The organism is Nonomuraea sp. NPDC048901 (assembly GCF_040649695.1).
Classification (GTDB): Bacteria; Actinomycetota; Actinomycetes; order Streptosporangiales; family Streptosporangiaceae; genus Nonomuraea.
Genome location: NZ_JBEZFW010000004.1, coordinates 45,696 through 72,120, shown reverse-complemented (window position 1 = coordinate 72,120; position 26,425 = coordinate 45,696). Strand labels below are relative to the sequence as shown.

Sequence of the window (26,425 nt, the reverse complement as noted above, 5' to 3'; positions counted from 1 at the left end):
GAAATGACATGACCCAGGTCGCACTCATCACCGGAGGCACTACCGGAATCGGTCTGGCCACAGCCCGGATCCTGCACGCCGAAGGGTTCGCCGTACTCGTCACCGGACAGAACCCCGACACCCTCGCCGCAGCCAGGCGTACGTTGCCCGACGACATCACGGTCTTTCGCGCCGACGCGGGCGTCCTGACCGACGCCGATGCCCTCGCCACCGAGGTACGCGAGCGATTCGGGCGGCTGGACCTGGTGTTCCTCAACGCGGCGGTGGCGCGGTTCGCCCCGCTGGAGGCCGTCGACGAGGCGTTCTACGACGAGCATTTCAGGATCAACGTCAAGGGACAGCTGTTCACGCTCCAGCGCGTCCTGCCCATGCTCGCCGAGGGCAGCTCAGTGATCTTCAGCAGCTCGCGGCTCGCCACACGCGCATTTTCCAACTGGTCGGTGTACGCCGCCACCAAGGGGGCGCTGCTCTCGATGGCACGGGCGCTGGCCATCGAGCTCGCACCCCGCGGCATCCGGGTCAACACCGTGAGCCCCGGCCCCATCGACACGCCCGCCCTGAACAAGCAGGGCCTCCCCGCCACCGCGCTCGCCGACTTCCGGGCGGATATGGCGTCCCGTGTACCTCTGGGCCGCATCGGATCCGACGACGACATCGCCCGTACGGTCGCCTTCCTCGCCTCATCGGGCGCCGGCTACATCACGGGAGCGGAGATCGTCGTCGACGGCGGCATGTTCGCGAGCCTCGCGGCCGCACAGAGCGCCAATGACCGCTGAACCAGCAGCAGCGCCCGCCCCGGCCAGGCCGATCTCGCGGTATTTCCCGAAAAGCATTTCGCAAGTCGCACTGATCGTACGTAGTACCGCCACCCCCATGACCTGCTGTCCTCGCCGCACTCCATGTAACGTTCACAAGATCTTGCCGAAAACCTTTTCGCGCGTCATCGTATCCACAGGCCTGCCCTCGCTCCCAGGACTCGGAGGACGCGCATCGATGAAACGATTAGCCGCCGCCCTTACCTCGCTGACCACCGCCCTGGTCTTTGTGATCACGATGGTCGGCGCCTCACCGGCCAACGCCGCCACGACATTCACCTCGACAGCCGTCAACCAGAACGGCGCCAACTGCCTGACCCTCCCCAACAGCTCCACCACCAACGGCGTCCAGCTCACGCAGGCGTCCTGTAACGGTGGCGGCAGCCAGAACTTCACCTTCACCCCGGTGAGCGGCACCACCGACCAGTACACCGTCGGCACCTCGACCAGCGGCAGATGCGTGGACGTCTACGGCGCGTCCACCGCCGACAACGCCACGGTCATCCAGTGGAACTGCTCCAACGCCAACAACCAGAAGTTCCGCCTGGTCCCGGTGACGGTCAGCGGCACCGACAAGACCTTCAGGCTCCAGGCCGTGCACTCCAGCAAGTGCGTCGTCCCCGCGGGCGGCTCGTCGGCCGCCAACACCGGGCTCGTACAGCTGTCCTGCGACGCGGTGTCCTCACGGACATGGCGGCTGCCGAACTACACCAGCGGTGGCGGCAACCCCACCACACCCCCGGAGAAGACCATCCGGGTGTACTGGCTGAAGCCATCCGATGTGGCCTACGACCAGCGGTGGCCGGACGGCATCGCCAATGTCCTGCGGGAGGCGCAGCGCTACTACAAGCAGGAGCTGGGCAAGACCTTCACCCTCAACAACCCCGTGGTGGAGGTCGTCAACGGCGACCACGTGAAGAACTGGTACGAGACCACCCCCAACGGGAGCGACCCGTACTGGTGGACCGTCTTCAACATGCAGCAAGAACTCCTCAGGAAGCTGAACCTGAGGGCACCCGACCCGCGCTGGATCAACGTGGGTGAGATCAGCGCGGAAGGCAACGGCGCGGGCGGCGGCGGCGGAGGTGGCTGGGTGATCCTGAACCAGCACGACGCCGATGGCGCCGCGGGCGTCAACGGCCCGATGAACCGCTGGTACGGCGGTATGGTCCACGAACTCGGCCACGCCTTCGGCCTGCCCGACTCGTCGTCCACCGACGGGACACCGATGTCCGCGTCGTTCTACGACTACCCGAACACGCATTTCAACCAGAGCCAGAAGAACCAGATCTTGTCCGGTCCGTACGGCAGCTTCCTGAGCTGACCTCGGCCAGACGTACGACCGGCCCGTCCCCGCTCGACCGGGAACGGGCCGGCCCAACGATCACGGGCAGACCTCCCGGTACGGCACGCCGGGCAGATATCGCTGCCAGTCGGCCCGCGTCAGCCCCCGCCCGGCGCGGGCGCAGATCGTGGCGGCCGTCGCCTCGGGCCCGACGGACATGTCGCGCAGCACGCCTTTGTCGTCGAGGGTGTGCAGTACCGCCCCATCGGATCCGAAGGCGGCTGACACGGAGTCCCCCTCCGCCGCCATCGATGGCCCGAGCTTGCGCGGAGTGGCGACGTCCCACAACTGGACCTCCCCCGCGCCGATGGACGCCGCCACATCCCCCTTCGGGGAGAAGACGATCTGGGTGATCCCGACGCCGTCGTTGGGGTTCGCCCGGAATGTCGGGCCGCGCTTGCCGCCCGTGGCCACGTCCCAGAACACGAGCCTGCCCGACTCGTCGCCAGTGGCGAGAACCGCTCCGTCAGGGCTGAAGGCCATTGTCCGCAGCGCGCCGTTGAGACCTCCCGGGCCGAATCCGGGACCCACCGGCTGCCCGGTGGACAGATCGATCAGGCGGTTCGCCGAGTTGGTCACCGGGACCATCATCGGGCTGCCCGGCCGGAACACGACCCCCGACAGGTTCCCGGTTTCGACGGACCGCATCCACGTGTGGTGCGGTACGTCCCAGACGAACACCCGGCTGTGCCCCGTACCTTCGAGGTCGTCGTTGGTGTCGCTGGCGCCGACCGCGACGAGCGTTCCGTTCTCGTTCACCGCCACGGTGGACGCCGTCCAGGGGTCCGGCAACCGGGCCGCGGACACGTGCGTCGGCTGTGAGGTGTCCCGCGTCTCCAGCCGCTGTCCCAGGCCGCCGATGGACGCCAGCAGCCGCCCGTCGGCGCTGAAGGCGAGGGCCATCTGGCTGTCTCCGATGGTGACCTTCAGCGGGGCGCCCAGCGGGCGGCGGCGCGCCACGTCCCAGAGCACCAACTCCCGCGACTCGGCCTTCTGCTGCGTGGCCAGGAACCGGCCGTCGGGACTGAACACCGCGGTCTCCGGGGCGTGGCCGGGCAGTCGCATGGGGTGGAGCAGATCGGAGATGTCGAGGCTCACCACGCTCTCGTCGGCCAGGTAGCGCAGGGTCGTACCGTCGAAGGCCACGTTCTGCGGGGCGACCCGGTAGTCGAGCAGGGTGTTCCCGTCGGAGACGCGGATGAGCTCGAAGCGGTCGTTGCCGTCGGCCACGAGGTAGCGGCCATCGGGGCTGAACCAGATCCGGCCGCCGCCCGTGGACATCCGTTGGGGAAGCGTACGCCGGGTGCGCAGGTCCACGAACGAGATGTCCGAGCCGGTGCCGCACGCGACCGTATGACCGTCGGGGCTGATGGCCGCCACCTGCCCGTCTTTGACGCAGGTCTCGCCGTCATGCCACCTCGCCACCGGCTTCCCGCCCGGCAGGCTGAGCAGCTGGAAACGCCCTTCGAGGTCGGCGTTCACGACCAGGTCGTTGGCCGGAGTGACGGCCGGCCGCAGCATGCCGGCCCTGGTGGAGACGGTCGCGCCGGTCCGTATGTCCCACAGGTCGCCGCCTTGGGACCCCACGACGTTCACGTACCGGTCTCCGGTCAGGAACTGGAGGCCGCCGAAGAATCCCGGCACATCGATCTTGCGCCTGGCTCCCGTCCGCCTGCCGGTGCTCGTGTCCCAGATGGTGACGGCATGACCCGCGGCCACGGCCAGCAGCCGGCCGCTGGGGCTGAGGTCGGCTCCGAGGAACCTGTCCGCGCCCATCTTCAGGTCGTTCCAGCCGCCGATCCTCTTGCCCGTACGCACGTCGTAGAGCTGCACGCCCTGCGGGGACACGCTGACGAACGTACGCCCGTCCGCGGTCATCTGCCGGACGGTCTCGGCGCCGGTGTCGGGGTCGGTGAACACCGCGCGCTCCCGCTGTGCCCACGCGTTCTGCAACGTCGCCCGCGTCGCGGAGATGGGAGCCAGCCGCCAGGCGGCGACGCTGAGCTGCATCGCCCGGACCGGGTCGGTGGCCCGCATGGTGTCAGCCTGCGCCGCCACCTTGCCCGCGACCGCCTCGTCCCGTTGTGCCGCGACGATCCTGCTCTGCTCCGAGACCAGGCGGCTCTGCCGCAGGGCGAGGCCGCCGCCCGCCAGAGCGAGGACGAGCAGGACGGCCAGGGCGACCGTGAGGAGGCGGCGGCGCCGGACCCGGTGGCGGGTGGCGGCGTTGCAGGCGTCGAGGAAGTCGCGTTCGAGCTTGCTCAGGGTGAGGTGGCGGCGGCCGGTGGCGGCCCAGCGCAGTGCCGTCTCCAGGCGGCTGCCCTGGAAGACGTCGCCGTCACGACGTCCATGGGCGTTCCAGTGGCGCGCGCCGGTGTGGATCATGTCGTGCGTGGGCAGTCCGTCGCGCTCGTCGCCGACCCAGGTGCGCAGCCGCGGCCAGGCCCGTACCAGCGCCGGCCGGGCCAGGGTGATGTCATCGCCCCGTGTGGTCACCAGGTACGCGAAGACCTCAAGGACCCGCTCCAGCGCGGCCCGCTCCCGCGGCGTCCTGGCCTCCGATAACTCCTCCCGCGACGCCGCCCGTACGGTCACCTCGCCGGTGTCGGTGACGTTCACCAGGCGCAGGAACAGATCGGGGACGAGATCACGTTCGGCGGGTTCGAGGAATTCGTAGGCGTCGTCGGCCAGGGTGCCGAGAGTGGGGTCGGCCGGGGCTCCACGGTCGAGCAACCCGGCCTCGACGCTGCCGACGGTGAGCAGGTCGGCCCGACTGCCCTGACCACCACTGACCAGGCCGCCACTGACTAGGCCGCCGCTGACCAGGCCGAGCAGCAGCTCGCTCGCGGCCGGCCTGGCGAGGGGGTCTTTGGCGAGGGCCGCCGAGACCAGGGGCCGCACCGACCGCGGCAGCACCGTCAGATCCGGCTCGGCCGACAGGACGCGGTGCATGACCGCGCCCAGACTCTCCGCCCGGAAAGGATCGTCACCGGTCGCCGCGTAGACCATGATGGCGCCCCAGGCGAACACGTCGGCGGGAGTGTCGGCGCGCTGCCCGGTGAACACCTCCGGAGCCATGTACGTCGGGGTGCCGGTGACCTGGCCGGTCGCGGTGAGCGACATCTCCGGGGTCCGCGCCACGCCGAAGTCGATGACGCGCGGCCCGTCGGGCCCCAGCAGCACGTTGTCGGGTTTGAGATCGCGGTGAATGACCCCGGCGTCGTGGATGGCGGTCAGCGCCGTGGCCACCGCGGTCGCCAGGCGGTGCAGCTCGTCGCCGCTGAAACGCCGCCCGCCGTCGACGGCCTGGCGCAGGCTGGGCCCCTCGACGTACTCGCTGACCAGGTACGGCTTAGGCGCGTCCAGATCAACCGCCAGCACCCGAGCGGTACAGAACGAGGCCACCCGCTGAGCGGCGGCGGCCTCCTTGCCGAACCGGGCCCGCAGACCCCGGTCACCGGCGGCGTTCCCGTGCAGCACCTTGATCGCCACCCGGGCGCCCTGGGAGTCGTACGCCTCGTACACCACCCCCTGCCCGCCGGCCCCGAGCCGCCCGGCCAGCCAGAAATCCCCCAGCCGAAGAGGGTCACCAGGAAGCAGGGCCGACGCCGACACCATCTCACCACCCCGTCATCACTGATCGACTACGTCGTTTAGATGCCGTCCCCCTTCCTGGAGTTGCCATCCTCGCGAGGTCGGCCCGATGACTTTCCCCGCCCTGATTTTGCTGATGAGTAGCAGCAGCGTTTTGTCGGTGAGTTTGGACAGCGCTCGGGGCTGATCGGGTCTGGAATGTCGGCGAGAATTAGCAGCACTCAGAGACCCGGCTACTCACCTAACGTGTTTCTGTGATTACCGATAGGGGCGTGGGGATGGCTGGCGCCGGAAGGGGGCCAGCGCGTCAAGCTTGTTCTTCATCTCTCTGTGCCGGCCATCCGCGCGAACCTGCGGGTACAGATAACGGGTACAGATAAAAGGTGTGGTCTGGGTCGCTGGCTGCTTGGTACGGTCGCGGCCATGGCGATCGTGGAGGCTTTGCGATGGATGGTTCGACGTGCGGGCATGGGCGATGTGGCCGGGCTCGTGCAGCTTGCGCGACGGACAGCGTCCGTTGCTGATGAACCGGATGTGACCAACCGACTCAACGGGTGAGAGCGCATCCATGTCCACCGTTCCCGCGGCCCGCATGAGCGGACGAGCCTGGGTCCTGCTGCTCGTCCTGTGCGGCACCATCTTCCTCGAGGGCAGCGACGTCGCCATGCTGGCCGTTGCCATCCCCACCATCCGCGCCGACCTCGGCCTGACCACCGGCACCGCGGCGTGGGTGATGAGCGGCTACGTGCTCGGCTACGCCGGTTTCACCCTGCTCGGCGGCCGCGCCGCCGATCTGCTGGGCAGGCGACGGATGTTCCTCACCTGGCTGGGCGTCTTCCTGGTCTTCTCCATGCTGGGCGGCTTCGCGACCGACGGGTGGATGCTGGTCGTGGCCCGGTTCGTCACCGGCGTGGCGGCGGCCTTCATGACCCCCGCCGCCATGTCGATCATCACGACCTCGTATCCGGAGGGGCCGCAGCGCAACAAGGCCCTGCTGGTCTTCGCCGGCGTCGGCGCCGGCGGCTTCTCGCTGGGCCTCGTCATCGGCGGGCTGCTGACCGAACTCGGCTGGCGCTGGGTGTTCTTCGCCCCGGTGGTCTTGGCCGGCGCCATCCTGCTCGCGGCGCTCAGGCTGCTGCCCGCCGAGGCCCGCCCTCAGCCCACGCATCGCGGCTACGACCTGGCCGGCGCGGCCAGCGCCGCCGCCGCGATGCTGCTGCTCGCCTTCGGCATCGTCCGACTCGAGCACCGCGGCGAAGGGCTCGGGCTGACCCTCGGCGCGTTCGCCGCAGGGCTGGCGCTGGTGGGGGCGTTCATCGTGATCGAACGGCGCGCCAAAGCGCCGCTCGTTCGGCTGGGGATCTTCCGCAAGGCCGCCATGGTCCGGGCCGACCTCGCCGCGCTGCTCTTTCTGGGCGCGTTCTTCGGCTTCCAGTTCATCGTCACGCTCTACCTGCAGGAGCTGCGCGGCTGGTCCTCCCTGCAGACCGCGATTGCGCTGATCGTCATGGGCTGCGACGCCGTGCTGGCTCCCATCCTCACCCCCCGCCTGGTGAACCGCTACGGCCACACCCGGGTGATCTTCGGTGGCTTCCTGCTGGCGATCGTGGCCTACGGGCTCTTCCTGACGGTCGAGATGGACTGGTCATACGCGGCGATGTTCCCGACCCTGATCATCGCGGGCACCGCCTTCGCCCTCGCCTACGGTCCGCTCACCATCGCGGCAACCAACAGCGTGGCGGAGGAGGAGCAGGGCCTGGCCGGCGGCCTGCTGTACACCTTCACCCAGTTCGGCTCGGCGGTCGGGATCTCCGCGGTGACCGCGGTGTACGGAATCGCCGCGGTCGGCGCCGATGGCTCACCGGGCGCGGTGCTGGACGCCTACCGCACCGCGCTCGTCGTCCCGGTGGTCATGGTGCTGCTGGGGGCTGCGGTCTCCGCCTTCGGCCTGCGCAACGCCAGGCCCGCCGGCCAGTGGAAGGGCGCGGCGCCCGCGGCGCACGACGAGGTCAGCGACGGCGTTCCGGGGTGACTGGTTGTCTTGTGCTCTTCCTCGAAGCTGCGATGATCGCCGCGGCTCGTCCCGCGTCAAGATCGTTCGTCCTCGCACGAGATGGTTTCGGCGGAACCAACCGATCTGGCCCTCCACTCCGCCCTTCTCGTGCGCGCCGGCCAGTCCCGGCCGGCAGTAGCAGGCGTCGATACCGGCCCAGCTGCGGAAGGCCACCCACCGCTCCGACTCCACCCGGCGGCGGGAGAAGCCCAGCACCCGGGCCACCGCGGGCTTGAGGTTGTCGTAGCGCACCTTGCCTGTGGGCACGCCTCTAATATGCGGGTCTCGATGTCAAGCCACCAACCACGCTGAGGGTGAGGCCCATGAGAACAATTGTGTCGAGGAGTCCGGCTGGGCCGATCTAGAGTCGGCGCCATGGTCTCCATGAAGCTCTTCGACTCCGAGCGCCGCGTCATCGAGGCTGCGGAACAGCTCGCTGCTGCCCTCGGGAGCGACCCGAACCACACCGTAGCCGCAGCGGCGATGGACACGGCTGGCAGGATCCATGAGGCGGTCAACGTCTACCACTTCACCGGCGGACCGTGCGCCGAGCTCGTCGTACTCGGTGCCGCCGCAGCAGCGGGAGCCGGTCCGCTCGCCACAATCGCCGCCGCGGGAGATCAGGGTCGCGGCCTCATCCCGCCGTGCGGCCGCTGCCGCCAAGCGCTTCTCGACCTCCATCCCGACGTCTTCGTCGCCGTACCGACCGCCGACGGGCCGACACTGCGCCCGATTCGGAAGCTTCTGCCGGACACTTACTTCTTCCCCGATGCGGATGCGCGTCGAATTGTTCGGTTCAACAAGCGCTACTAAGAGGCCATCGCCACCGCACGGAAGACCTCCACCGTCCGCTACGACGATCCGATCGCGCTGGGTCCCGCAATCTTCCTCTTCGAGGACGACGAAGCCCACCGCACGTTGAACGGCACCGTCACCGGCGTCGAACGTCACCGGCTCGATCGCCTCACCGCCGCACAGGCTCGGCTCGATGGTGGCACGAGCATCGACCAGCTCAAGACGGGCCTCCAGGGCCACTATCCCGGCCTACCCTCCGATGCCGAAGTCGAAATTGTGACGTTCACCGCCCGGTCGGGCTCTTGACCGCAGTCGCACCCGTATGTGGGCCGACATCCAGGAACGCGAACCATGTAATTGATCTATGCCGGATGGTCAATCCTTACCCTTCTCCGTCATGTCGATCAGCGTTCGCCCTATTGCGGTCCGTAATCATCGCAGTAGTCCGGCAAGGCAGCCGGATCACCTGTGCGCACCGGAGAGGGAAACGGATGAGCGAAGAGCAGGCAGTAAAGGCAGAGCAGGCCATCGGGCCGATCAGGCTGATCGCGCCACTGGAGGTCTCCGCACCGGCACCCACACCGGACAGGATGTGGGAGCTTCCCGGCGGCACCGCTTGGGTGTACTACGGAGAAGGCCACCAGACCCTGGTCAATCCGGTCATCCTCGCCGACGGCTTCAACACAGGTCCGTCCAACCTGCACGAGTCCTGGCATTTCCTGGAGCGGGGTGACTACCCCCTCATCAGCGAGCTGCGCCGCCGTGGCCGCGACCTCGTCATCCTCGGCTTCGCCGAGCGCAGCGCGTCGATCCTGGACAACGCGCAGACCGCCATCGCCGCCATCACCCAGACGCTCGCCGAACGGTACGGGAACACGCCGCTCACCGTCGGCGGATTCAGCATGGGCGGCCTGGTCACCCGCTACGCCCTGGCCAAGATGGAGCATGACGGCCTCGACCATCAGACGGCTCTCTACGTCTCCTACGACAGTCCGCATCGGGGCGCGTGGATCCCGATCTCCCTGCAGGCGTTCGCGCACTTCCTCAGGCCGGCCAACCCCGTCTTCTCCCGCCAGATCAACAGCCCGGCCGCGCGCCAGTTGCTGTTCCGTCACATCTCCGAGGTCGGCAGCGATCCCCAGCAGGACACGCTGCGTACCGATTTCCTCGACCAGCTCCGCGCGGTCGGCTCGTGGCCCAGCGTCCCGAGAAAGATAGGGGTCGCCAACGGTGTGGGAAACGGCACCGGCAATGGGGTTCCGGCCGGCGTCGAAGCGCTCAAGTGCACCGGCCTGGTGTTCAACGGCACCGTGCTCTACACCCAGTCCGCCGGGGATGACCAGCAGGTGGCCGTGCTCAGAAGCATCCTCGGCGCCCACAAGGACATCCGTACCAGCGGACTGCCCGAGTTGGACGGCGCACCGGGCGGGACGCTGGAGTCCTTCGGCATTCTGGCCGACGCCCTGAACAAGCACGGTCAGGCCGAGGTGTACTACCGCTCCATCTGTTTTGTCCCCGCGGTCAGCGCTGTGGCGATCCGCGACCTCGAGAACCAGGACGATGTGTACGCCGACATCGGCAGCCTGCGCCCGTCGCAAAGCGAGCTGGACGAGTTCCTGTGCGCGTCCGACAACGAGGCGCACACCCAGATCACCGAAGAACTCTGCACCTGGATCCTCGGTCGGCTCCCGGAGCCGACGTCACCATGAGCGATGCAGCCCACATAAGCCCTTTCTCCTGGCTGAGCATGTACTTGGTCAGGTGAATCAATTCTTCGCCGGCGCTGGCACCGCGGCGATCGTCTCCTCGTCCTGCGCGGGATGCGCAGGACGGTCGCCGCGTACAGCCAGTAAGGGGTGATCATTGTAGTTATGGCGCTTTCGACAGCATTCACGAAGTTGTTCGGCGTGCAGCACCCCCTTGCCCTGGCGCCGATGGGCGGGTCGGCCGGTGGTGCGCTGACGGCGGCCGTCTCTCGCGGTGGCGGGCTCGGACTGCTGGGCAGCGGCAACGGCGATCCGGACTGGCTGGCCCGCGAGGTGCCGATCGTTGCCGAGGGCTCCGGCGGAAGGCCATGGGGCATCGGTTTCCTGACCTGGCAGATCGATGTTGGGGCGGTCGAGCGTGCCCTGGAGTACGCCCCCCGGGCGGTGATGCTGTCCTTCGGAGACCCGAGCCCGTTCGCCGAACGCATTCGCCGGGCAGGCACGGCACTGATCATTCAGGTCACCGATCTGGAGGAGGCCAGGCGGGCGGTGGACTTGGGCGCCGATGTCATCGTGGCGCAGGGGGTCGAAAGCGGTGGGCATGGCGCTCGGCACGGGCGCTCCACGTTGCCGTTCGTGCCGGTTGTGGTGGACCTGGCGGCACCGGTGCCGGTGCTGGCGGCCGGCGGAATCGCCGATGGCCGCGGCCTGGCCGCCGTGCTGGCCCTGGGGGCCGCCGGGGCGCTCATCGGCACCCGCTTCCAGGCCACGACCGAGGCTCTGGTGGCCCCCTCGACCGCCAAGGCGATCGTCGAGGGACGCGGGGAGGACACCGAGCGCAGCAGCGTACTTGACATCGCCCGAGGCTCCCAGTGGCCGTCGAAATACACCGCGCGCACCCTCGGCCACCCCTTCCTGGATCAGTGGCGGGGCCGAGAAGCCGAACTCTCCACAAATGTCCAGGCCAAGCAGGCGTACCAGGATGGCGTGGCACGAGGCGAGATCCCCGCACTGCCGATGTGGGCCGGGGAGGCCATCGATCTCATCAACGACCTGCCCTCCGCAGCCGACCTTGTCGGAGCCATCGCCGCGCAGGCTGAGGACGCACTGGCCCGAGCGGGAAGCCGCTGACCGAAACGGAGCCGGACCACGGCGTGTGCCGTGGCCCGGCAACTCTGCTTACCTACTGGACCGTGGCGGGTGCCGTGGTCCGGCGGCTCTGGTTACCTACCAGTGCTGTTTGTCCGTTGGCCACGTCTTCTGCGGCAGTTGCCGCTGCTTGAGCTATGAGGTCACGACTTCACCCAGCCGGGAAGGCCGGGAACGGGGCCGGGGAGTGGCTTGTACCCGGAAACCTTGGATGAGGTGGGCGGGATGGCGGGGCATCTTGCGCCCGCGGCCGGCAGTTCGAGGGAGACCAGGTAGCGGTCGATGCCGTTGACGGCGCACTCTCCATGGTCGTAGATGCGGTGGCCCCAGCCTTCGTAGGTGAACAGCCTTCCCGCGCGGCCAAGCTGCTGAGCCGTGCTGACCGCCCAGTTGTAGCCGGTGGCGGGGTCATGCAGGGCGTTGGCCACCAGGATCGTGGGGCTGGAGACGCGCAGGCGGTGTTGAGGATTGGGGATCGGGGCCCGCTGTCCCAGGCACGCGGCCATCGTGGCCAGCGCCTCAGGACCGGCCTGCATGTCGGGAGCGATGCGGCGGGAACTCGCCAGGTGCGCCGCGTACTCGGGATAGTCGCGAACCGGCAGCAGGTAATCCTGGCAGAAGACCTGGGTCGCGTCGTTGACCACCTCCTGGTCGGGCAGAGGTGTGAGCAGCGATTTCACCTGGCCTTCGCCGCTGTCGGCCGCCACCAGGAATTCGGCCAGGCCGGCCCAGTCGGGACCGAAGAACCCGCCCGTCGCCTCATAGATGAGCAGCAGCTTGGTGAGGGGCGTGTCCGGCTGGCCCGGGTAGTGCAGTTCGCCGCGATCGGCGCGCGTCAGCAGGTTGGCCCAGAAGGTGCGGATGTTCTTGCCGTGCAGGGCGCACGACGCGGTCTTGTCGCACCATTTCACGAACTCGTTGAAGGAATCCTGGGTCGTCCATGCCTGGGTGTCCAGGAAACCCCTGGTACCCAGACTGTGGTCCATGTTGCTGTCGAGCGCCAGGGCGCGGACCCGGCCGGGGAAACGCTCGGCATAGATCTGGCCGATCAGCGTGCCGTACGAGATGGCGTAGAAGGAGAGTTTGTCGTCGCCGAGAGCCTCCCGCATGGTGTCCAGGTCACGCGCGACGCTGACGGTGTCCACATGGTCGAACAGCGGGCCGGTGCGGGCTCGGCAGTCCTGCTTGTACCGTTCGTTGAAGGCCAGCAGCCGCTCGAAGTCGGCCTGGCTCTTCAGGAACGGATCAGGCGCCTGCGACGCCAGTTCCTGCGAACACAGGATGGGATGGCTGCCGGCCACCCCGCGCGGGTCGAAGCCCACGATGTCGAACCGGCTGGTGATCTCGGAGGAGAAGGGGAGCCGGTCACGCAGCACTATTTGCTTGCCCGAGCCGCCGGGTCCGCCCGGATTGACGACCAGCGAGCCGATCCTGGCCGAGGGGTTGGTGGCCTTGCGCCGCGCCAGCGCCAGCTGGATCTGCTCGCCACCGGGGTTGGCCCAGTCAAGGGGTACGCTCAGCGTTCCGCAATCGACCGCTGGATCCTCCGTACACGGCTGCCACGAGATCGGGGTCGTGCTCGTGCTCGTGCTCGTGCTGGCCTCGGCCAACGCCATGGGCGCGACTGAGACGGTGAGCGCAAGTAAGGAAATCAGGAGTGCGATGTGCCTTCGCACAGTGCTCCAATCATTGGGGATTTGATCGAGCCTCGCAGCCAAGGCTTCCGTTTCTCTTCTCCTTCACCTCCGGACCGTCACGGAGCACGTCGGAGTCGAGGTCGACGTCCCCTGGATTCGGCAACAACGCCATGGATACGGCCGTACAGACAAGGAAACCGAATGACCACCACCGCGCTCATCGTCGGCGACCTGCAGGCGGGCATCGTGGACAATTACCCCTTCGCCGCCGACGTGCTTCCCGTCATGGAAAGGGTTCTCCCCGCGGCCAGAGCCGCCGGAATCCCCGTGATCTTCATACGTTTCGGGCTCCGGGCCTCAGGACTTGATGTGGCAGCGGGAAACCCGCTGATCAGCGCCCTGCACGGGGCGGGGACGCTGTTCCACGAAGAGTCCCCCGAGACGCTCGTGCACCCGCGCATCGAGCCGTTGCCGGGCGAGGCCGTCGTCCTCAAGCGCCGCGCCAGCGCGTTCGCGGCGACCGACCTCGACCTGCTCCTGCGCGCCCAGGGCATCGACTCGATCGTGCTGACCGGCGTCGCGACCGGGGCGATGGTCGCCGCTACGCTCTTCGACGCCGCCGACCGCGACTACCGCCTGACCGTGCTCAGCGACGCCTGCGCCGACGGGGAACCGGACGTGCACGACTTCCTGATCAACCGCGTCTTCCCGGCCAGGGGTGCTGACGTCCTCACGAGCCACGAGTGGACCGCCCGCCTGTGACCAGGCGTCAGTAGGGAGGGGCCGTACGGGGGAAGGGAAGCACCCCGGGTTCGGCCGCGCATTGAACTGAACGGCCATCGCTTTCTCCCGATAAGCCACGTGGACGGGTGGTCAGCCGATGAGGCTGGTGAGAGCCTGTCGTGCGATCCGTGCGAACAGGGCCTCGGGATCATGGAAGGGGACGCTGGTGGTGCCGTCGGCGACAGCCGCCATCACCCATCTGTGCCTACCTTCAGCGGCGGCCCTGGCGAGGTAGGCGGCCTGGGCGGCCTGCCTTCCTGTCGGCGCGCGCCGGGCCTGCAGTTCGGCTCGCGCGAACAGGGTCGCCAGCGCGTTCATGACAGCGACGGCTTCCAGCTTGGCCCGGTCGGTCACCGGCGCGGGAGCAAAGGCCTGCAACGCCCGGTCCAGGTAGCCGAGCCCGTTCGGGCCCAGCCGCAGTGGCTCGGGCGGGATGTCGTTCAGCCAAGGGTGGCGCAGGTGCAGGGCCTTGATCTGGGCAGCGAGCGCGACCATGTCGTCGACTGGATCGCCACTGAGTGGCGCGCCGAGGTCGACCTCGGCGGTGACGGCGTCGGCCATCAGATCAAGAAGGTCGTCGCGGCTTGAGACGTAGCGGTACAGGGACGCGGAGCCGGTCCCCAGCTGTTTGGCGACCGCCCGGACCGACAGAGCGGCCAGCCCACCCGCATCGGCCAGTTCGACCGCGACCGTGGTGATCTGAGCGCGGCTGCGCTCGGGCGCGGGACCGCGCGCGCCGCGTTCGGGACGCTCCCACACCACTGTCGTTTCGTCGGCCATACCTGTCCTGTCTCTTGTGATTCTTCGCCTATGCTAATACTGCGATCACTGATTGCAGTTTTTTGGAGGGGCGATGAGCGCAGCACCGACCGACCTGTGGACCCCGGTCCGCTGGGCCGAGAACGGGACGGTCCGGCTGGCCTACGACCGGCTGGCTCACGGCCGCGAGGGAGAGCCGCTCCTGCTGGTCGCGGGGCTCGGCGTCGCTCGCCGCTGGTGGCCCGACGGCCTGTGCCGGGCGCTGGCGGCGCACGGCTTCACCGTGGGCCGCTACGACCAGCGCGACGCGGGAGAGTCCACGCGCCTGGAGTCGGCAGCCACGGGCAGCCCCATCACCGCGCTGTTCCGCAAGCGCGGCGAGGCGTACACCGCCGAGGACATGACCGACGACGCCGCCACCGTCCTGGACGCTCTCGGGTGGGAGTCTGCGCATCTGTTCGGACAGTCGCTCGGCGGCGCCGTCGCACAGCGCATCGCGATACGGCATCCGGGCCGCGTCAGGACCCTGACGACGGTCTCCGCTGTCCCCGGGGACACCGCGGGCCTGGGGACCCTGCGCTACATCCGGCCCGGGACGCTGGCCAGGTTCGGCCGCCTGAAGTTCCCCAAGACACCGGAGGGCGGCATCGAGGCGGGCGTCGCGGTGGCCCGCATCCTCGCCTCGCCCGCCTACCCCCTCGATGAACAGGCCACCCGCGAGCTGATCGAACAACTCGCCGACACCGGCGTCCATGACCGGCGATCCCAGAGCCGCCAGATCGGCGCGCAGTGGCACGGCCCACCGATCAGCTCCATCACGGCACCGACGCTCGTCCTGCACGGCACCGCCGATCCGCTCATCAAGCCGAACGCCGGACGTCGCATCGCGGCCCGCATCCCCGGCGCGCGGTTTGTCCCCCTGCCGGGCGTCGGCCACGAACTCCCCGAACCCGTCTGGGACGAGGTCGCCACAGAGGTTCGCCGCCTGGCCTCAGGCAGCGCAAATTAACCCATTCTTCCGCGAGCTCGGCTCAGCGGAGATGCCGCACAAATTCGACCCCTCACGTTCTGTTTGACAGTACGTGATTATCGCGGTCGGCGATGTGCGCCCGGCTGACGTCGCAGGACATTAAAGTACCGCTCTTCCGTTTTTCTTCCTCCTGCCTTCCGTCGCAGGTGAGCGATGCGATAGCCACCTGAAAAGCCGCTTTCCGCCGCCGATCGAACGGAGCGGATTGCTATCGCGAGCGGTTCCATGATTCGCCGTCACTCTCAGATACCGGGCGAATCTGCTATACCTCTCAGGGCCGTTCGAAATGCGCGCGGCATTGACGATCGCGGAGTGCCTGACACAGGTCGGCAATCACCGCATCGTCGAGACGCACAACGTTCCTGAAAGAGGTCCGCATGGCCATGTACGAACGCCAGGCACCCGCCAACTTCGAAGACCGGCGCGCCGCCAAGGCCCCCGAGAGGCCGGCGAACTTAACCCGAGCGGTGTACGCGGCCATCGGCGCCGCGGCGCTCAACGTGATCAGCGCCATCGGACTCCTCGTCTCCGGCGCAGAGGCGATCAAAGAACAGATCGCCGCGAATTCGGACGGAGGCTCTGCCCCCGTGAGCCTCGACGAGGTCGACATCCACAGCGACCGGTTCGAGTCGCTCCAGATGATCTACTCGGGGCTCGCCTACAGCACGATCTTCTGGTCGCTCGTGCTCATACTGCTCGCCTGGCTGGCGCTGCGCGGCGGCGGCGCCGTCCGGATCTTCGCCACCATCATCGTCATCGTCTCCGTCCTGTTCAAGGTGGTGGGCCTGTTCATCACCCTGCCCGCCCTCACGCTGGTCGCCGACGTGCTCGTCGCCGTGCTGGGTCTGGCCGCGACCGTCTTGTTCTTCGGTGCCGGTGGCAAGGCCGCCCGCCAGGGAAGGTGACGAGGTCCCACCCCCCGCATGAGAACGCCGCCGGACCACGGCGTGTGCCGTGGTCCGGCGGCTCTGTGTTTACCTACCAGTGCTGTTTGTCCGTTGGCCACGTCTTCTGCGGCAACTGCTGCTGCTTGCGCATGCTCTCCTCAGGCGTGCCCACGGCGCAGCGGGTGCCGGGCGGAGGCACGGTCAGAGCGATCAGGTACTGGTCGATGATGTCCGTCTGACACTTGTCCTTGCCATAGATGCGATGACCCCAGCCTTCATAGGTGAGCAGCACGGCCTTCGGGCCGAGTTGCCGCGCCGCGTTGGCGGACCACATGTACGGCGTCGCGGGATCATGCAGCGAGTTCCCCAGCAGAATCGGCGCGTCGCCCGTGTACTTCAGCCGGTGCGGCGGGTTGGTCGGCGTGGAGTTGAGGCAGATGGGCAGGTCGTCGATCGGGTACGGGTGATACCGCACGTCGGGCGCCAACCGCTTGGAAACGCCCATGTAGAAGGCGTACTCGGCGTAGTTCCGCACCCGGAGGTTGTAGTCCTGGCAGAGGATCCGGGTGGGCAGCTCGGCGGTGTCGCCCTCCACGGGCCCCCGGCCCGGCAGCGGCGGCACCCACGACGGCTCGGGGCCGCCGCTCAGCCAGTTGATGACCTCACTTAGCAGGCGCCAGTCAGGCCCCTCGGTGCCGAGCGCCGCGTTGTAGATGACCTGCAGCTCGGTCATCGGGCGGTCCGGGGCGGTCGGGTAGTACAGCTCGCCGCGCCGGGCCTTGGCCCGCAGATCACTCCACATCTTTCGGACGTCACGCCCGTGCAGAACGCAGCTGGTGTCGGCCTCGCACCAGCCCACGAACTGGTCGAAGGCGTCCTCGATGGCGATCGCCTCGGTGCTGAGGAAGCCCGCGACGCCGAGACTGTGGTCCATGTTGCTGTCGAGCGCGAGGGCCCGGATCCGGTTCGGGAACATCTCGGCGTACATCTGACCGATCAGCGTCCCGTACGAGATGCCGTAGTAGGTCAGTTTCTCCTCGCCGAGGGCGGCGCGGAGGGCGTCCATGTCGCGCGCGACGTTGCGCGAGTCGACGTGGTCGTACAGGGGGCCGGTGCGTGCCCGGCAGTCCTGGTGCAGCTTCTTGGTGAAGGCGTCCCAGGCGTTGAAGTCGGCCTGGCTCGACATGACGGTGTGCGGCATCTGGTTGTACACCGAGGCCGAGCAGATCACCGGGTGACTGCGGCCGACGCCCCGGGGGTCGAAGCCGACGATGTCGAAGCGCTTCTGCAGCTCCTCGGTGTAGGAGTCGGGAGCGCCGTACACGGCCTCCACGCCCGACCCGCCCGGCCCGCCGGGATTGATCACCAGCGAGCCGACCCGAGCCGTCGGGTCGGTGGCCTTGCGCCGGGCGATGGCCAGGTCGATGGTCTCGCCGTTCGGCTTGGACCAGTCGATGGGGACGGTCAGCTTGCCGCACTCGGCACTGGGTTCCTCCTCACAGGGTGCCCAGGTGATGCTGCTCTGTCCTACGGCTTCCGGCTCGGTCGCCGCGCCGGCCGCAGGAACAGGCAGAAGCGCCGCCAGTGCTAAAAGCGCCGTAGCGAGCAGAGTCGTCTTTCTTCGCACGTTGCTCCAATCGTGGACGGCCTGCACGCCCCCCGTTTAACGAGCGTGCGGCCAGCCTCGATCATGGCCCGCGCGGGACTTTGATGGGACTTGCACTCGTAAATTGGCACAAAGTCGACCCACCCGAATTGACGCACCCAGCCCTAGGCACTCGCGGCGGGCCCTTGTCGCGGCCAGTCGGGGGCGGGGTCCTCGGCGAGCAGCGGCCGGAGGGCGCCGAGAACCGCGCCGACACAGACATCGCGCAGCTGGGTGCGCGTACAGGTCTCATGGGTGAGCCAGTCGACGCAGAGGACCTGGACGAAAACCAGCCAGCTCTTCAGGACACCGGACACAGCCTCGCGGGCGCTCTCGTCCGCGAGCGGGAGTACGGCCAGCAGCCGCGCACGGAGCGCGTCCAGCTCGTTCGTCATGATCGTCTGGATCACCGGGTCGCCCGCGAGGACCCGGTTCGCGGCGAGAACGGCGTGGCGATTCGCCACGAAGTAGTCGAGATGGACGTCCATGCCCTGGATGAGCTGCTCCACCAGGGAGTCGGCGGGGTCGAGGCGCGTCTCGGCGAGCAATTGATCCGCCGCCTGCTGGTAGATGGCCGCGAAGAGGGCGTGCTTGCTGGGGAAGTGACGGTAGAGCAAGGCCCGGGAGACGCCGGCCTCTTCGGCGACCTCCTCCATCAGCACGTCGGCGTACGGGTGCGCGGCGAAGAGCCGGGCGCCGACGGCGAGGAGTTGGGCGCGGCGGTCGGCTGGGGTGAGTCGCTGGCGGGGAGGCACACAAGAAGCTTAGTTGACATACGTCTACTAGCGCGCTCAATCTAGTAGACGTATGTCAACTAAGCTTGGAGGGATCATGGCCAGAGTTCTCCGCATACTCACGCAGTTGATGGGCTGGGCCTGCGTCGCGATCGGCCTGTTCCACGTGGCACTCGGCAACACGGCGATCCCCGGCGCCGGTTCCGCCGGCCCGACGATCGACAGCTGGGGCCGCTTCATGGGGGCCGGCTTCGCCGGCTACGGGCTGGCCTGGCTCTGGGCCGCGCGACAGCGTCCGATCCCAGCTCGGGCGGTGCGGTGGCTGGCCGGCGTTTTCCTGCTCGGCGGCCTGGGCCGGCTGCTCTCACTCGCCGTGTACGGCTGGCCGCAGTGGTTCCAGATCGCGCTGGCGGTGATCGAGCTCGGCCTGCCGCCGGTCTTCTTCTGGCTGGCCGACGCAGAGGAGCGGGTGCCGCCACACCGGGCCCACACCCCCGCTTCGTAGGTTCAAGAGCGCCAAGTGATCCAACGCCTGAACCGATCCCGCCCTCGATCCTGCGGCCTAGGCTCAATCAGCTATCCCTTGACTGACTGGCCACTCATTTATAGGCTTCAGCCATGGCCCGGCCAAAGAGCAAAGACAAGAGGGACGCGCTGATGGCAGCGGCGACTCGCGTCATTGTCGCGCAGGGCCTCAGCGCGCCGACGGCGGTCATCGCGCGGGAAGCAGGCATCTCGAACGGCTCGCTTTTCACCTACTTCTCGACAAAGGCCGAGCTCTTCAACCATCTCTACCTTGAGCTGAAAACCGGGATGGCCAACGCCTCGCTGGAAGGATTTTCGGTGGAGGCCCCGCCGCGCGAGCAGTTTTCTCGCATGTGGTCAAACTGGACGCGCTGGGCGACGTCGAACCCCGACGAGAGGCGGGCTCTCGCCCTGCTGGGCGTCTCCGACGACATCACTCAGGAGACCCGTGCCGCCTCTCAACAGGCGATGGCAGAAGTCGCGGGAATTCTCGAACGGATGCGCGCCCACGGGCCAATGCGGGACGCGTCGATGGATTTCGCCGGCGCGATCATGAACTCGCTGGCCGAAGCGACGATGGACTTCATGGTCAACGACCCCGACAACGCCGACGAACACCGCAGGGTCGGGTTCGACGCCCTATGTCGGATGTTGGGCTGCTGATTTTTTTTGAAGACGAATGACTGACTAGACAGACAATTAAGGAGGGTACATGGCGAAGACAGGTGCAGGCGAGCGCCAGGCGTACATCATCACCGGCCCGACCTCGGGCATCGGTCACCACACGGCTCTCGAGCTGGCGAAGCACGGCACGGTCGTCCTGGTGGGCCGCGACCAAGGAAAGCTCGACAAGGTGCGGGAGACGATCGAGCGCGCGGGCCGGCACGCGGTGGCGGTCGTGTGCGACCTGTCGGATCTCACGAGCGTACGGCGCGCGGCCGCGGAGATCATCGCACTCGATCTTCCACTCGCGGGCCTGGTCAACAACGCGGGCATCCACGAGATGCGCGCCACGAAGAACGCTCAAGGCTGGGACACGACGTTCGCCACGAACCACCTCGGCCCGTTCGTGTTGACCGAGGCGCTCATGCCGCATCTCCCCGACGGCGCGAACGTGGTGTTCCTCTGCTCCGGCGTCGAAGATCCCGAGCGGAGACCCGCCGTGATCGCCGGGTTCCGAGGTGGTCGCTACATCTCCGCCGAGGCGAGCGCGCGGGGCGAGTGGAAGCCCGGTGGTTCCACCCTTCCCGGCAGCGACGCCTACGCGACGTCGAAGCAGAGCAACCTGGCGACGGTGATGGCGTTCGCGCGCGAGACTCCGCGGCTGCGTTTCAACGCCGTCGAACCGGGCTTCAGTCCGGCCACGGGCCTCTCGCGCGACGCGAACGTCTTCCTGCGCTTGCTCGGGAAGTACGTCCTGGGGTCGCTCGCCCCGTTCATCAAGTACTGGAGCACTCCGGCGCGGGCCGCGAAGGTCACCACGAACGCCCTGCTGAACGAGTCGCGAGAGACCGGCGTCTACTACGACGAGCGGGGCCGGCCAATGCTCGGCTCGACGCAGGTGCGCGATCCGCGGTTTCAAGACCGCGTCGTCGCAGAGACGCGCGCTCTGCTCTCGACGGTGTCGACCTGAAGCCAGCCCTCAGGCGGGGCCGGCCCCTCGGGCTCATCGGCGAGGGAGAGCAGGCATGGCCCGCGATCGGCGCCCCGGCCGGTCAGCTCGCTGTACCGTACGCGACGGCGAGTACCGCGAACAGGAACGCGGCGGTCGCCGCGGTCGATCGAAGCACGTCGATCCACGCCCAACGGTGGACCACGGCCTTCCAGTCGGCCGGTGGAGCATCCACCCGCCAGTCATTGACCTTGATGTTGATCGGCACCGTACCCAGGAACGACAACAGCAGGAACACCACCATCGCGATCAGGGTCGCCCACCGCAGGGCCAGACCGGGACCGGTGACGGTGGCCAGTCCGACCAGGGCAAGCGCCGCTGCCGGGAGCATCACGATCGGCACCATCACCCGCAGGCGGCGTATGAGGGCTTGCCGCGCAAGCAGATGCGCACGGTCGTCCAGGCTGGACAGTACGGGATGGATGCCGTAGCGGACGATCAGCTCCTCGCCCGCGAGAACGCCGAGCAGGAACAGGCCGACGTACTGCACCACGCCATCGCTCATGCCGCACCGTCAGAGGTGAGCGGTTCGACGCGGCAGCTGTCCGGGGCCAGTCGTTCCCACTCCGCCACAGTCTCCGCGAACAGTTCGTCCGACGCCGTCACGAGTGCGCATCCGGAGAGGCCATCGGATCCGGCGTCACATGCGCGACCGAATACAGCGCCGGGTGCGCGGATACCGCGCCCCAGCCGCCGTCCGTCTGCCCGGCGTCGTCGCGCTGGCCCGGGCCGGAGAAGTACTTGTCGAACGCGGCCTGCCAGTCCTCGACGCTGTCCCACCGGGCGATGTTGACCACGGGATATGGGGCGTCGGGGTCGAGGGACCGGTGCAGGCGGGTGCCGCGGAAGCCTGGGGCGTTCTTCGCCGCGGCGATGCTGGCCTCCCACCCGCCGACGAAGTCGTCGACCATCTCGGCGGGCATCGAGAAGAGGTTGATCAGGACGAGGGGTTCACTCACGAGAAAACTCCGAAGTCTTCAGTCGCAATATCTACTGGCACTGAAAGATTACGGCGACTGAACTTATCCCCGCAAGAGCATAGCCGACGCTACTTTCGGCGACTGGAAGATTGCAGTCGCAGTAACTAAAGTTCGGGCATGAGCGCACCCACCGTGGACTGGCAGGCGCCCGACAGGTCCGGCGTGGTGGAGGGGCTGCGGGAGCGCAAGAAGCGCCTCATGCGCCAGCAGCTGACCGACACCGCCACCGCGATGTTCCTGGAGCGCGGATTCGACGCGGTGCGCGTCGCCGAGATCGCCGCGGCGTGCGGGGTGTCCGAGAAGACCGTCTTCAACTACTTCCCCAGCAAGGAGGCGCTGATCCTCGACCTCCCCGAAGCGACGATGGCCGCGCTGCGCACCGGGCTGGCACGAGCCGACCGAACCCCCACCGACGCGGTGCTGGACATCCTGGCCGGCGAACTGGACGCCCTGGTGTCCTGGCTGGGCGGGCAACCAGACCTGGCTCAGGCCAGCACGAGGATCCAGGACTTCAACGCGCTGATCCTTTCCACGCCTTCACTGCGCGCGTACCACCGGGAAATGACCGAGCAACTTGTCACGGTCGCGGCGGAGGCGCTGGCCGCCCGAACCGGGCACGGCAGTGACGATCCGCTGTGCCAGATCGCGGCCACCGCTCTGCTTGGGCTCTGGCGTGTCCAGTTCATGGCGTTGCGCCGGAGCCTCAACGGCGAACACACGCCCGAACAGGTCCGCCACGCCGTCACCGCCGACGTGCACAGCGCGGCCCGGCTCATCAACACGGGGCTGGCAGGGTTGGGCAACGCGACAAGTCCCCCATGAACCTGCCGTTCGCCCGTCAGCAGACCTTGATCGATATGGTCCTGGAGCGACGCGTGCCCGGCCTGAGAAGCCAGAAGGTCGCCGTGTGGGTGCCGGGCTCGGAGAAACCTTCCCGGGTGATGGCCTCGAACGGCCCCTTGGGACTGAAGCTGGTGGTCACGCCGCTCTCACGGCCGTCGAGCACCCAGCGGTGCCCTATCGGTTCGGCGTCGTCGAGGATCCTCCCTCGAAACCGGACGCGGACGCCGCTCTCGTAGCAGGTTCCGTTCTTGCTGCCCTGCGCGACCAGGCTGCCGAACACGATGGCCTCCGGCGTCGAAATGGCCGGCGGCGGCGACTCGGTGGGGGACCTTGTAGGCGCAGACTTCGTGGGAGAACTCGTCGAGGGGTCCTGTGCCTGTCTGTGTTTCCCCTGGGACTCGGAGGCTTCGGCGACCGGTGAGCTCGTGGCGCCGTCCGCGGCTTGGTTCGGGCCTCCCCCCGGAAGACCGAGCAGCAGTGTCACGGTGACGGTGACGGAGGTGACGACGACGGCGGTGCCGCCGACGAGCAAACCGGTGCGCAGCGGCGTGGAACGGACCGTGGGTCTGGTGTCCATGACCAGGTCGGAGGGGGCGATCGGCCGTACGCGCTGCTGCCCCAGCAGCTGGAGCAGCACGTCCTGCATAGTGGGGCGGCGGGACGGTTCCTTCGCCAGGCAGCTGGTGACGATGGAGCGCAGGGGTTCGGCCATGTCACCGAGGTCGGGGGCGGCGTACAGGATGCGGGAGATGACGGCGGGCAGGTGGTCGACGCCGAAGGGCGGGCGGCCGGTGGCGGCGTAGACCATCACCGAACCCCAGGCGAACACGTCGGTGGCGGGTCCGGTGTAGTGGCCGCCGAGTTGTTCCGGCGCCATGTAGGAGGGCGTGCCGACGATGCTGCTGGTGACGGTGAGGGATGCCTCGGTGTCGCGGGCGATGCCGAAATCGATGACGCGGGGCCCGTCCTTGGCGAGCAGCACGTTGGCCGGTTTGAAGTCGCGGTGCACGATTCCGGCCCGGTGAACGGCGGCGAGCGCCGTCGCGGTGGACACCGCCATCCGGTGGAGCGCGGGGCCGTGGTGTACGCCGGCCTGCTGCAGCGAGAGCCCTTCGACGAACTCGGTGACGATGTACGGCCGCCGGCCCTCAAAGGAAGCGTCGAGCACTTGGGCGACGCAGAACGGCTCGACCCGCCGGGCGGCGGCCACCTCCTTGGCGAACCGCTCGAGTACCTGGTCGGAGACCGCTTCATGCAGCACCTTGACCGCCACGTACCGCCCGTCCCCGGCCTGGCCCAGATAAACGACACCCTGTCCGCCGGCTCCCAGGCGGCCAATCAGCCGATATGGGCCGATTGCGGGTGGGTCATCCGGATAAAGAGGCTCGGGCATGATCCAGGACCTTATTACAGGCTTCGTCAGACCGAAGGTGGTTCTAAGTGTCGGAGGAGGCTACTCAGCAGGAAAAGGGGCTGTGCCAGGCAGGGGTCGGAAGTGCGCTGGAAAGAGGGCTCGTGCTCGCCCCGTTCTCCTAGCCTGGACCGCCGGGTAGGCAGCACGTGAGCCTGCGGTGGTGAATGATGACGGGATGTCGAGCCCTCCGTTCGTCCAGAGTGACGGCAATTCCCGCGCCAAACGGCCATCGCAAGCGGATGAGCGTACGACGTTGGTGGCATTCCTGCGCTGGCATCGGGAAACCCTGGCACACAAGTGCGCCGGCCTGGAGCCGAAGCGGCTCGCGGAGCGGGCGGTAGGCCGATCCGCGCTGTCGCTCCTGGGCCTCGTGCGGCACGCGGCCGAGTCCGAGCGCTTCTGGTTCCGCCGGGTGATGGCTGGACAGGAGCTCCCACCCCTGTTCGCCCCCCACGGTGCATTCACTGTGGCGAACGCGGACGCGCAGATGGTTGCCGAGGCGTGGCAAGCGTGGCAGGCGGAGATCGCGTTCGCGGACCGTTTCGTCGACGCGGCGCCGGACCTCGAACTCGCCGGGGATGAACCCGGAGAAGGACCTGTGTCACTGCGCTGGGTGCTCATGCACATGGTGGAGGAGTACGCGCGGCACAATGGCCACGCGGACTTGCTTCGGGAACAGATCGATGGAGCAGTAGGGCTCTGACAGCGTCGCCGCCTGCTGCTTTTCCAGATGCTGCCGCTCGCGTATTTGCTCTTTCTCCTTGGCCTGTCTTGCGGCCAGGGAACAGCTCACGCCCCCAACCACGGAGAGACCAGTTGCCCCAGCGCCGATAACACCGGGAGCACCACCATGCCGTCGGTCGCGGTCGACCGCCCCTACACCCACGAGATGGTCATCGTCCATCGGGTGTTCCGCCGGGAGGCCGCCCTCATGCCGCGGCTTGTCCACGCCGTACCGACCGGCGACTCCGCGCGGAACTTCAGCACCACGCCATCGATGAAACCCTTTCCCCATTGTCCCTTGCCGTATGACGAAGTGATCATGCCCATGCGCTTACGCCACCACCTCCCATCAGGAGCTGCTCTGTGACCACGACACCGATCGACCTCGAGATCGGCGCCATCATCGATGCCTACCGGACCTGCGAGTTCGTCACTCTCGGGGCTGACGGCACTCCGCTGACCTGGCCCACTGCGGCCTGGCGCCAGCCAGATGGAACGCTGCTCGTCACCACCAGCCTGGCCTTCGCGCAGAAGGCGCTCAACGTCCGCCGGGACGGGCGCGTCGCACTGCTCTTCTCCGACCCCACCGGCAGCGGCCGCATCGACACGCCACAGGTCTTCGTCAGCGGGACCGCGACCTGTCCCGATGAGATCAGGACCGGGCCGGACGAGGCGGCGGATTACTGGCGCATGCTCTTCGAACGGCAGCCGCACAGCCGAAACTACCTCCGCGCCCCCGGCCGGTGGCTCATGGACTGGTACTACCTGCGGCTCTTCATCACCGTGACACCCACCCAAGTCGAGGTACGGCCACCACTCGCCAAGTTGACCGCCGCCGAACAGCCCGCGCCCGCGACACCAGCCGCCACCGACCTGCCCGGCGCTGACCTGATCGCCCGCTTCCCGAGCGCGGTCCTCGGCGCCCGGGACGCCTCCGGAGCCCCACTGCTGGTACGCACCCGGCCACGGGCCACCACCGACGGCTTCGCCATCGCGATGGAGGCCACCGACGGCATCGTGCCAGGCGAGGCCAGCCTGCTCGTACACCGGCACGACGACCAGCTCAACGCCATGCACAACGCACTGATCCGCGGCGAACTTCGCGCCGACGGCGACCGCTGGACGATGGTCCCGCGGAAAGTGGTCGAACCGGCCGGATCCGGCCGCATCAGCGACGCGTTCCGCACCCTGCGCGCCGCCCGCCGCTCCACGGCCCGCTACCTGAAGCGCCGCGGCCTGGCCCGGCCCCGGGTTCTGTGGGACCAGTTCCAGACACTCGCCACACCCGAAAACGACGCATAACGCGAGCTTGGGGGCGGAGTAGCGCAACAGGTGC

General features: G+C 68.1%; 26 protein-coding genes and 1 pseudogene. 17 read left to right on the top strand and 10 right to left on the bottom strand.

From position 1 onward, the window contains the following. Positions 1-8 precede the first annotated feature (8 nt). Together AB0C30_RS14275 and AB0C30_RS14270 are read left to right on the top strand one after the other, a co-directional pair. Entirely contained in the window at positions 9-776 is a 768-nt protein-coding gene (locus AB0C30_RS14275; protein ID WP_357943250.1) for an SDR family oxidoreductase, read from the top strand. Between the two features lie 217 nt (positions 777-993). Further along, positions 994-2,139 (top strand): RICIN domain-containing protein, encoded by a 1,146-nt coding sequence (locus tag AB0C30_RS14270; protein ID WP_357943248.1) that lies wholly within the window; start codon positions 994-996, stop codon positions 2,137-2,139. A 60-nt stretch (positions 2,140-2,199) separates the two neighbouring features. Here the strand turns inward: AB0C30_RS14270 and AB0C30_RS14265 are convergent, their stop codons facing one another. Next, a complete protein-coding gene (locus AB0C30_RS14265; protein ID WP_357943246.1) occupies positions 2,200-5,778 on the bottom strand; it encodes a protein kinase in 3,579 nt (1,192 codons plus the stop codon). A gap of 399 nt (positions 5,779-6,177) precedes the next feature. On the opposite strand from AB0C30_RS14265, the gene AB0C30_RS14260 reads away from it, so the two are divergent. After that, positions 6,178-6,312 (top strand): hypothetical protein, encoded by a 135-nt coding sequence (locus tag AB0C30_RS14260; RefSeq protein WP_357943244.1) that lies wholly within the window; start codon positions 6,178-6,180, stop codon positions 6,310-6,312. Between the two features lie 10 nt (positions 6,313-6,322). Next, a complete protein-coding gene (locus tag AB0C30_RS14255; protein ID WP_357943242.1) occupies positions 6,323-7,786 on the top strand; it encodes an MFS transporter in 1,464 nt (487 codons plus the stop codon). Positions 7,787-7,864: 78 nt separating this feature from the next. Here the strand turns inward: AB0C30_RS14255 and AB0C30_RS14250 are convergent. Beyond that, positions 7,865-8,083, bottom strand: a pseudogene (locus AB0C30_RS14250) (IS21 family transposase); the annotation flags it as partial. Between the two features lie 99 nt (positions 8,084-8,182). On the opposite strand from AB0C30_RS14250, the gene AB0C30_RS14245 reads away from it, so the two are divergent. From AB0C30_RS14245 to AB0C30_RS14230, 4 genes are all read left to right on the top strand, one after another. Then, on the top strand, positions 8,183-8,620 hold the full coding sequence (locus AB0C30_RS14245; protein WP_357943240.1) for a hypothetical protein: 438 nt from the start codon (positions 8,183-8,185) through the stop codon (positions 8,618-8,620). 6 nt (positions 8,621-8,626) lie between these two features. Next, a complete protein-coding gene (locus AB0C30_RS14240; protein ID WP_357944566.1) occupies positions 8,627-8,908 on the top strand; it encodes an ASCH domain-containing protein in 282 nt (93 codons plus the stop codon). Positions 8,909-9,093: 185 nt separating this feature from the next. Continuing rightward, positions 9,094-10,311, top strand: coding sequence for a hypothetical protein (locus AB0C30_RS14235; protein WP_357943238.1), 1,218 nt, complete (start codon positions 9,094-9,096; stop codon positions 10,309-10,311). Positions 10,312-10,473: 162 nt separating this feature from the next. Further along, positions 10,474-11,439 (top strand): nitronate monooxygenase, encoded by a 966-nt coding sequence (locus tag AB0C30_RS14230; protein WP_357943236.1) that lies wholly within the window; start codon positions 10,474-10,476, stop codon positions 11,437-11,439. Positions 11,440-11,600: 161 nt separating this feature from the next. Here the strand turns inward: AB0C30_RS14230 and AB0C30_RS14225 are convergent, their stop codons facing one another. Further along, on the bottom strand, positions 11,601-13,073 hold the full coding sequence (locus AB0C30_RS14225) for an alpha/beta fold hydrolase (protein ID WP_357943234.1): 1,473 nt from the start codon (positions 13,071-13,073) through the stop codon (positions 11,601-11,603). A gap of 222 nt (positions 13,074-13,295) precedes the next feature. Between AB0C30_RS14225 and AB0C30_RS14220 the strand changes: the two genes are divergently transcribed. After that, positions 13,296-13,856: a cysteine hydrolase gene (locus AB0C30_RS14220; protein ID WP_357943232.1), complete on the top strand. Its 561-nt coding sequence runs from the start codon at positions 13,296-13,298 to the stop codon at positions 13,854-13,856. A 111-nt stretch (positions 13,857-13,967) separates the two neighbouring features. Here AB0C30_RS14220 and AB0C30_RS14215 read toward each other — a convergent pair whose 3' ends face one another. Further along, positions 13,968-14,657, bottom strand: a complete 690-nt coding sequence (locus AB0C30_RS14215) for a helix-turn-helix domain-containing protein (RefSeq protein ID WP_357943230.1) — start codon at positions 14,655-14,657, stop codon at positions 13,968-13,970. A gap of 73 nt (positions 14,658-14,730) precedes the next feature. Here AB0C30_RS14215 and AB0C30_RS14210 point away from each other — a divergent pair, with 73 nt between their 5' ends. After that, positions 14,731-15,645, top strand: a complete 915-nt coding sequence (locus tag AB0C30_RS14210; RefSeq protein ID WP_357943228.1) for an alpha/beta hydrolase — start codon at positions 14,731-14,733, stop codon at positions 15,643-15,645. Between the two features lie 398 nt (positions 15,646-16,043). Further along, the gene (locus tag AB0C30_RS14205) at positions 16,044-16,571 is read left to right on the top strand and encodes a hypothetical protein (protein WP_357943226.1); all 528 of its coding nucleotides are present in this window, start codon (positions 16,044-16,046) and stop codon (positions 16,569-16,571) included. 73 nt (positions 16,572-16,644) lie between these two features. Here AB0C30_RS14205 and AB0C30_RS14200 read toward each other — a convergent pair whose 3' ends face one another. Together AB0C30_RS14200 and AB0C30_RS14195 are read right to left on the bottom strand one after the other, a co-directional pair. Continuing rightward, complete coding sequence (locus tag AB0C30_RS14200; RefSeq protein WP_357943224.1) at positions 16,645-18,180, bottom strand: alpha/beta fold hydrolase; 1,536 nt, start codon at positions 18,178-18,180, stop codon at positions 16,645-16,647. Positions 18,181-18,323: 143 nt separating this feature from the next. Continuing rightward, positions 18,324-18,953, bottom strand: a complete 630-nt coding sequence (locus AB0C30_RS14195) for a helix-turn-helix domain-containing protein (RefSeq protein WP_357943222.1) — start codon at positions 18,951-18,953, stop codon at positions 18,324-18,326. A gap of 76 nt (positions 18,954-19,029) precedes the next feature. Between AB0C30_RS14195 and AB0C30_RS14190 the strand changes: the two genes are divergently transcribed. From AB0C30_RS14190 to AB0C30_RS14180, 3 genes are all read left to right on the top strand, one after another. Beyond that, entirely contained in the window at positions 19,030-19,437 is a 408-nt protein-coding gene (locus tag AB0C30_RS14190; RefSeq protein ID WP_357943220.1) for a DUF4345 domain-containing protein, read from the top strand. Positions 19,438-19,550: 113 nt separating this feature from the next. Beyond that, positions 19,551-20,120: a TetR/AcrR family transcriptional regulator gene (locus AB0C30_RS14185; protein ID WP_357943218.1), complete on the top strand. Its 570-nt coding sequence runs from the start codon at positions 19,551-19,553 to the stop codon at positions 20,118-20,120. A 49-nt stretch (positions 20,121-20,169) separates the two neighbouring features. Continuing rightward, entirely contained in the window at positions 20,170-21,090 is a 921-nt protein-coding gene (locus AB0C30_RS14180) for an SDR family NAD(P)-dependent oxidoreductase (protein ID WP_357943216.1), read from the top strand. A gap of 82 nt (positions 21,091-21,172) precedes the next feature. On the opposite strand, the gene AB0C30_RS14175 is transcribed toward AB0C30_RS14180, so the two are convergent. Together AB0C30_RS14175 and AB0C30_RS14170 are read right to left on the bottom strand one after the other, a co-directional pair. Next, positions 21,173-21,634: a hypothetical protein gene (locus AB0C30_RS14175; RefSeq protein ID WP_357943214.1), complete on the bottom strand. Its 462-nt coding sequence runs from the start codon at positions 21,632-21,634 to the stop codon at positions 21,173-21,175. A gap of 97 nt (positions 21,635-21,731) precedes the next feature. After that, a complete protein-coding gene (locus tag AB0C30_RS14170; RefSeq protein WP_357943212.1) occupies positions 21,732-22,088 on the bottom strand; it encodes an antibiotic biosynthesis monooxygenase family protein in 357 nt (118 codons plus the stop codon). A 138-nt stretch (positions 22,089-22,226) separates the two neighbouring features. Between AB0C30_RS14170 and AB0C30_RS14165 the strand changes: the two genes are divergently transcribed. After that, a complete protein-coding gene (locus AB0C30_RS14165) occupies positions 22,227-22,931 on the top strand; it encodes a TetR family transcriptional regulator (RefSeq protein WP_357943210.1) in 705 nt (234 codons plus the stop codon). A gap of 16 nt (positions 22,932-22,947) precedes the next feature. Here the strand turns inward: AB0C30_RS14165 and AB0C30_RS14160 are convergent, their stop codons facing one another. Then, entirely contained in the window at positions 22,948-24,345 is a 1,398-nt protein-coding gene (locus tag AB0C30_RS14160) for a serine/threonine-protein kinase (RefSeq protein ID WP_357943208.1), read from the bottom strand. A gap of 181 nt (positions 24,346-24,526) precedes the next feature. Between AB0C30_RS14160 and AB0C30_RS14155 the strand changes: the two genes are divergently transcribed. Continuing rightward, complete coding sequence (locus AB0C30_RS14155) at positions 24,527-25,069, top strand: DinB family protein (protein ID WP_357943206.1); 543 nt, start codon at positions 24,527-24,529, stop codon at positions 25,067-25,069. Positions 25,070-25,242: 173 nt separating this feature from the next. Here the strand turns inward: AB0C30_RS14155 and AB0C30_RS14150 are convergent, their stop codons facing one another. Continuing rightward, positions 25,243-25,410 (bottom strand): hypothetical protein, encoded by a 168-nt coding sequence (locus AB0C30_RS14150; RefSeq protein WP_357943204.1) that lies wholly within the window; start codon positions 25,408-25,410, stop codon positions 25,243-25,245. A 42-nt stretch (positions 25,411-25,452) separates the two neighbouring features. Here AB0C30_RS14150 and AB0C30_RS14145 point away from each other — a divergent pair, with 42 nt between their 5' ends. After that, positions 25,453-26,391 carry a pyridoxamine 5'-phosphate oxidase family protein gene (locus AB0C30_RS14145; RefSeq protein ID WP_357943202.1) on the top strand — a complete coding sequence of 313 codons (939 nt, stop codon included), beginning with the start codon at positions 25,453-25,455 and terminating at the stop codon, positions 26,389-26,391. Positions 26,392-26,425: the final 34 nt, after the last annotated feature.

Bases quoted from the DNA above. Each gene is read 5' to 3' on its own strand.
- AB0C30_RS14275 (WP_357943250.1), top strand. From the start codon at position 9: ATGACCCAGGTCGCACTCATCACCGGAGGCACTACCGGAATCGGTCTG.
- AB0C30_RS14270 (WP_357943248.1), top strand. From the start codon at position 994: ATGAAACGATTAGCCGCCGCCCTTACCTCGCTGACCACCGCCCTGGTC.
- AB0C30_RS14265 (WP_357943246.1), bottom strand. From the start codon at position 5,778: ATGGTGTCGGCGTCGGCCCTGCTTCCTGGTGACCCTCTTCGGCTGGGG.
- AB0C30_RS14260 (WP_357943244.1), top strand. From the start codon at position 6,178: ATGGCGATCGTGGAGGCTTTGCGATGGATGGTTCGACGTGCGGGCATG.
- AB0C30_RS14255 (WP_357943242.1), top strand. From the start codon at position 6,323: ATGTCCACCGTTCCCGCGGCCCGCATGAGCGGACGAGCCTGGGTCCTG.
- AB0C30_RS14245 (WP_357943240.1), top strand. From the start codon at position 8,183: ATGGTCTCCATGAAGCTCTTCGACTCCGAGCGCCGCGTCATCGAGGCT.
- AB0C30_RS14235 (WP_357943238.1), top strand. From the start codon at position 9,094: ATGAGCGAAGAGCAGGCAGTAAAGGCAGAGCAGGCCATCGGGCCGATC.
- AB0C30_RS14230 (WP_357943236.1), top strand. From the start codon at position 10,474: ATGGCGCTTTCGACAGCATTCACGAAGTTGTTCGGCGTGCAGCACCCC.
- AB0C30_RS14225 (WP_357943234.1), bottom strand. From the start codon at position 13,073: ATGGCGTTGGCCGAGGCCAGCACGAGCACGAGCACGAGCACGACCCCG.
- AB0C30_RS14220 (WP_357943232.1), top strand. From the start codon at position 13,296: ATGACCACCACCGCGCTCATCGTCGGCGACCTGCAGGCGGGCATCGTG.
- AB0C30_RS14215 (WP_357943230.1), bottom strand. From the start codon at position 14,657: ATGGCCGACGAAACGACAGTGGTGTGGGAGCGTCCCGAACGCGGCGCG.
- AB0C30_RS14210 (WP_357943228.1), top strand. From the start codon at position 14,731: ATGAGCGCAGCACCGACCGACCTGTGGACCCCGGTCCGCTGGGCCGAG.
- AB0C30_RS14205 (WP_357943226.1), top strand. From the start codon at position 16,044: ATGGCCATGTACGAACGCCAGGCACCCGCCAACTTCGAAGACCGGCGC.
- AB0C30_RS14190 (WP_357943220.1), top strand. From the start codon at position 19,030: ATGGCCAGAGTTCTCCGCATACTCACGCAGTTGATGGGCTGGGCCTGC.
- AB0C30_RS14185 (WP_357943218.1), top strand. From the start codon at position 19,551: ATGGCCCGGCCAAAGAGCAAAGACAAGAGGGACGCGCTGATGGCAGCG.
- AB0C30_RS14180 (WP_357943216.1), top strand. From the start codon at position 20,170: ATGGCGAAGACAGGTGCAGGCGAGCGCCAGGCGTACATCATCACCGGC.
- AB0C30_RS14175 (WP_357943214.1), bottom strand. From the start codon at position 21,634: ATGAGCGATGGCGTGGTGCAGTACGTCGGCCTGTTCCTGCTCGGCGTT.
- AB0C30_RS14165 (WP_357943210.1), top strand. From the start codon at position 22,227: ATGAGCGCACCCACCGTGGACTGGCAGGCGCCCGACAGGTCCGGCGTG.
- AB0C30_RS14160 (WP_357943208.1), bottom strand. From the start codon at position 24,345: ATGCCCGAGCCTCTTTATCCGGATGACCCACCCGCAATCGGCCCATAT.
- AB0C30_RS14150 (WP_357943204.1), bottom strand. From the start codon at position 25,410: ATGATCACTTCGTCATACGGCAAGGGACAATGGGGAAAGGGTTTCATC.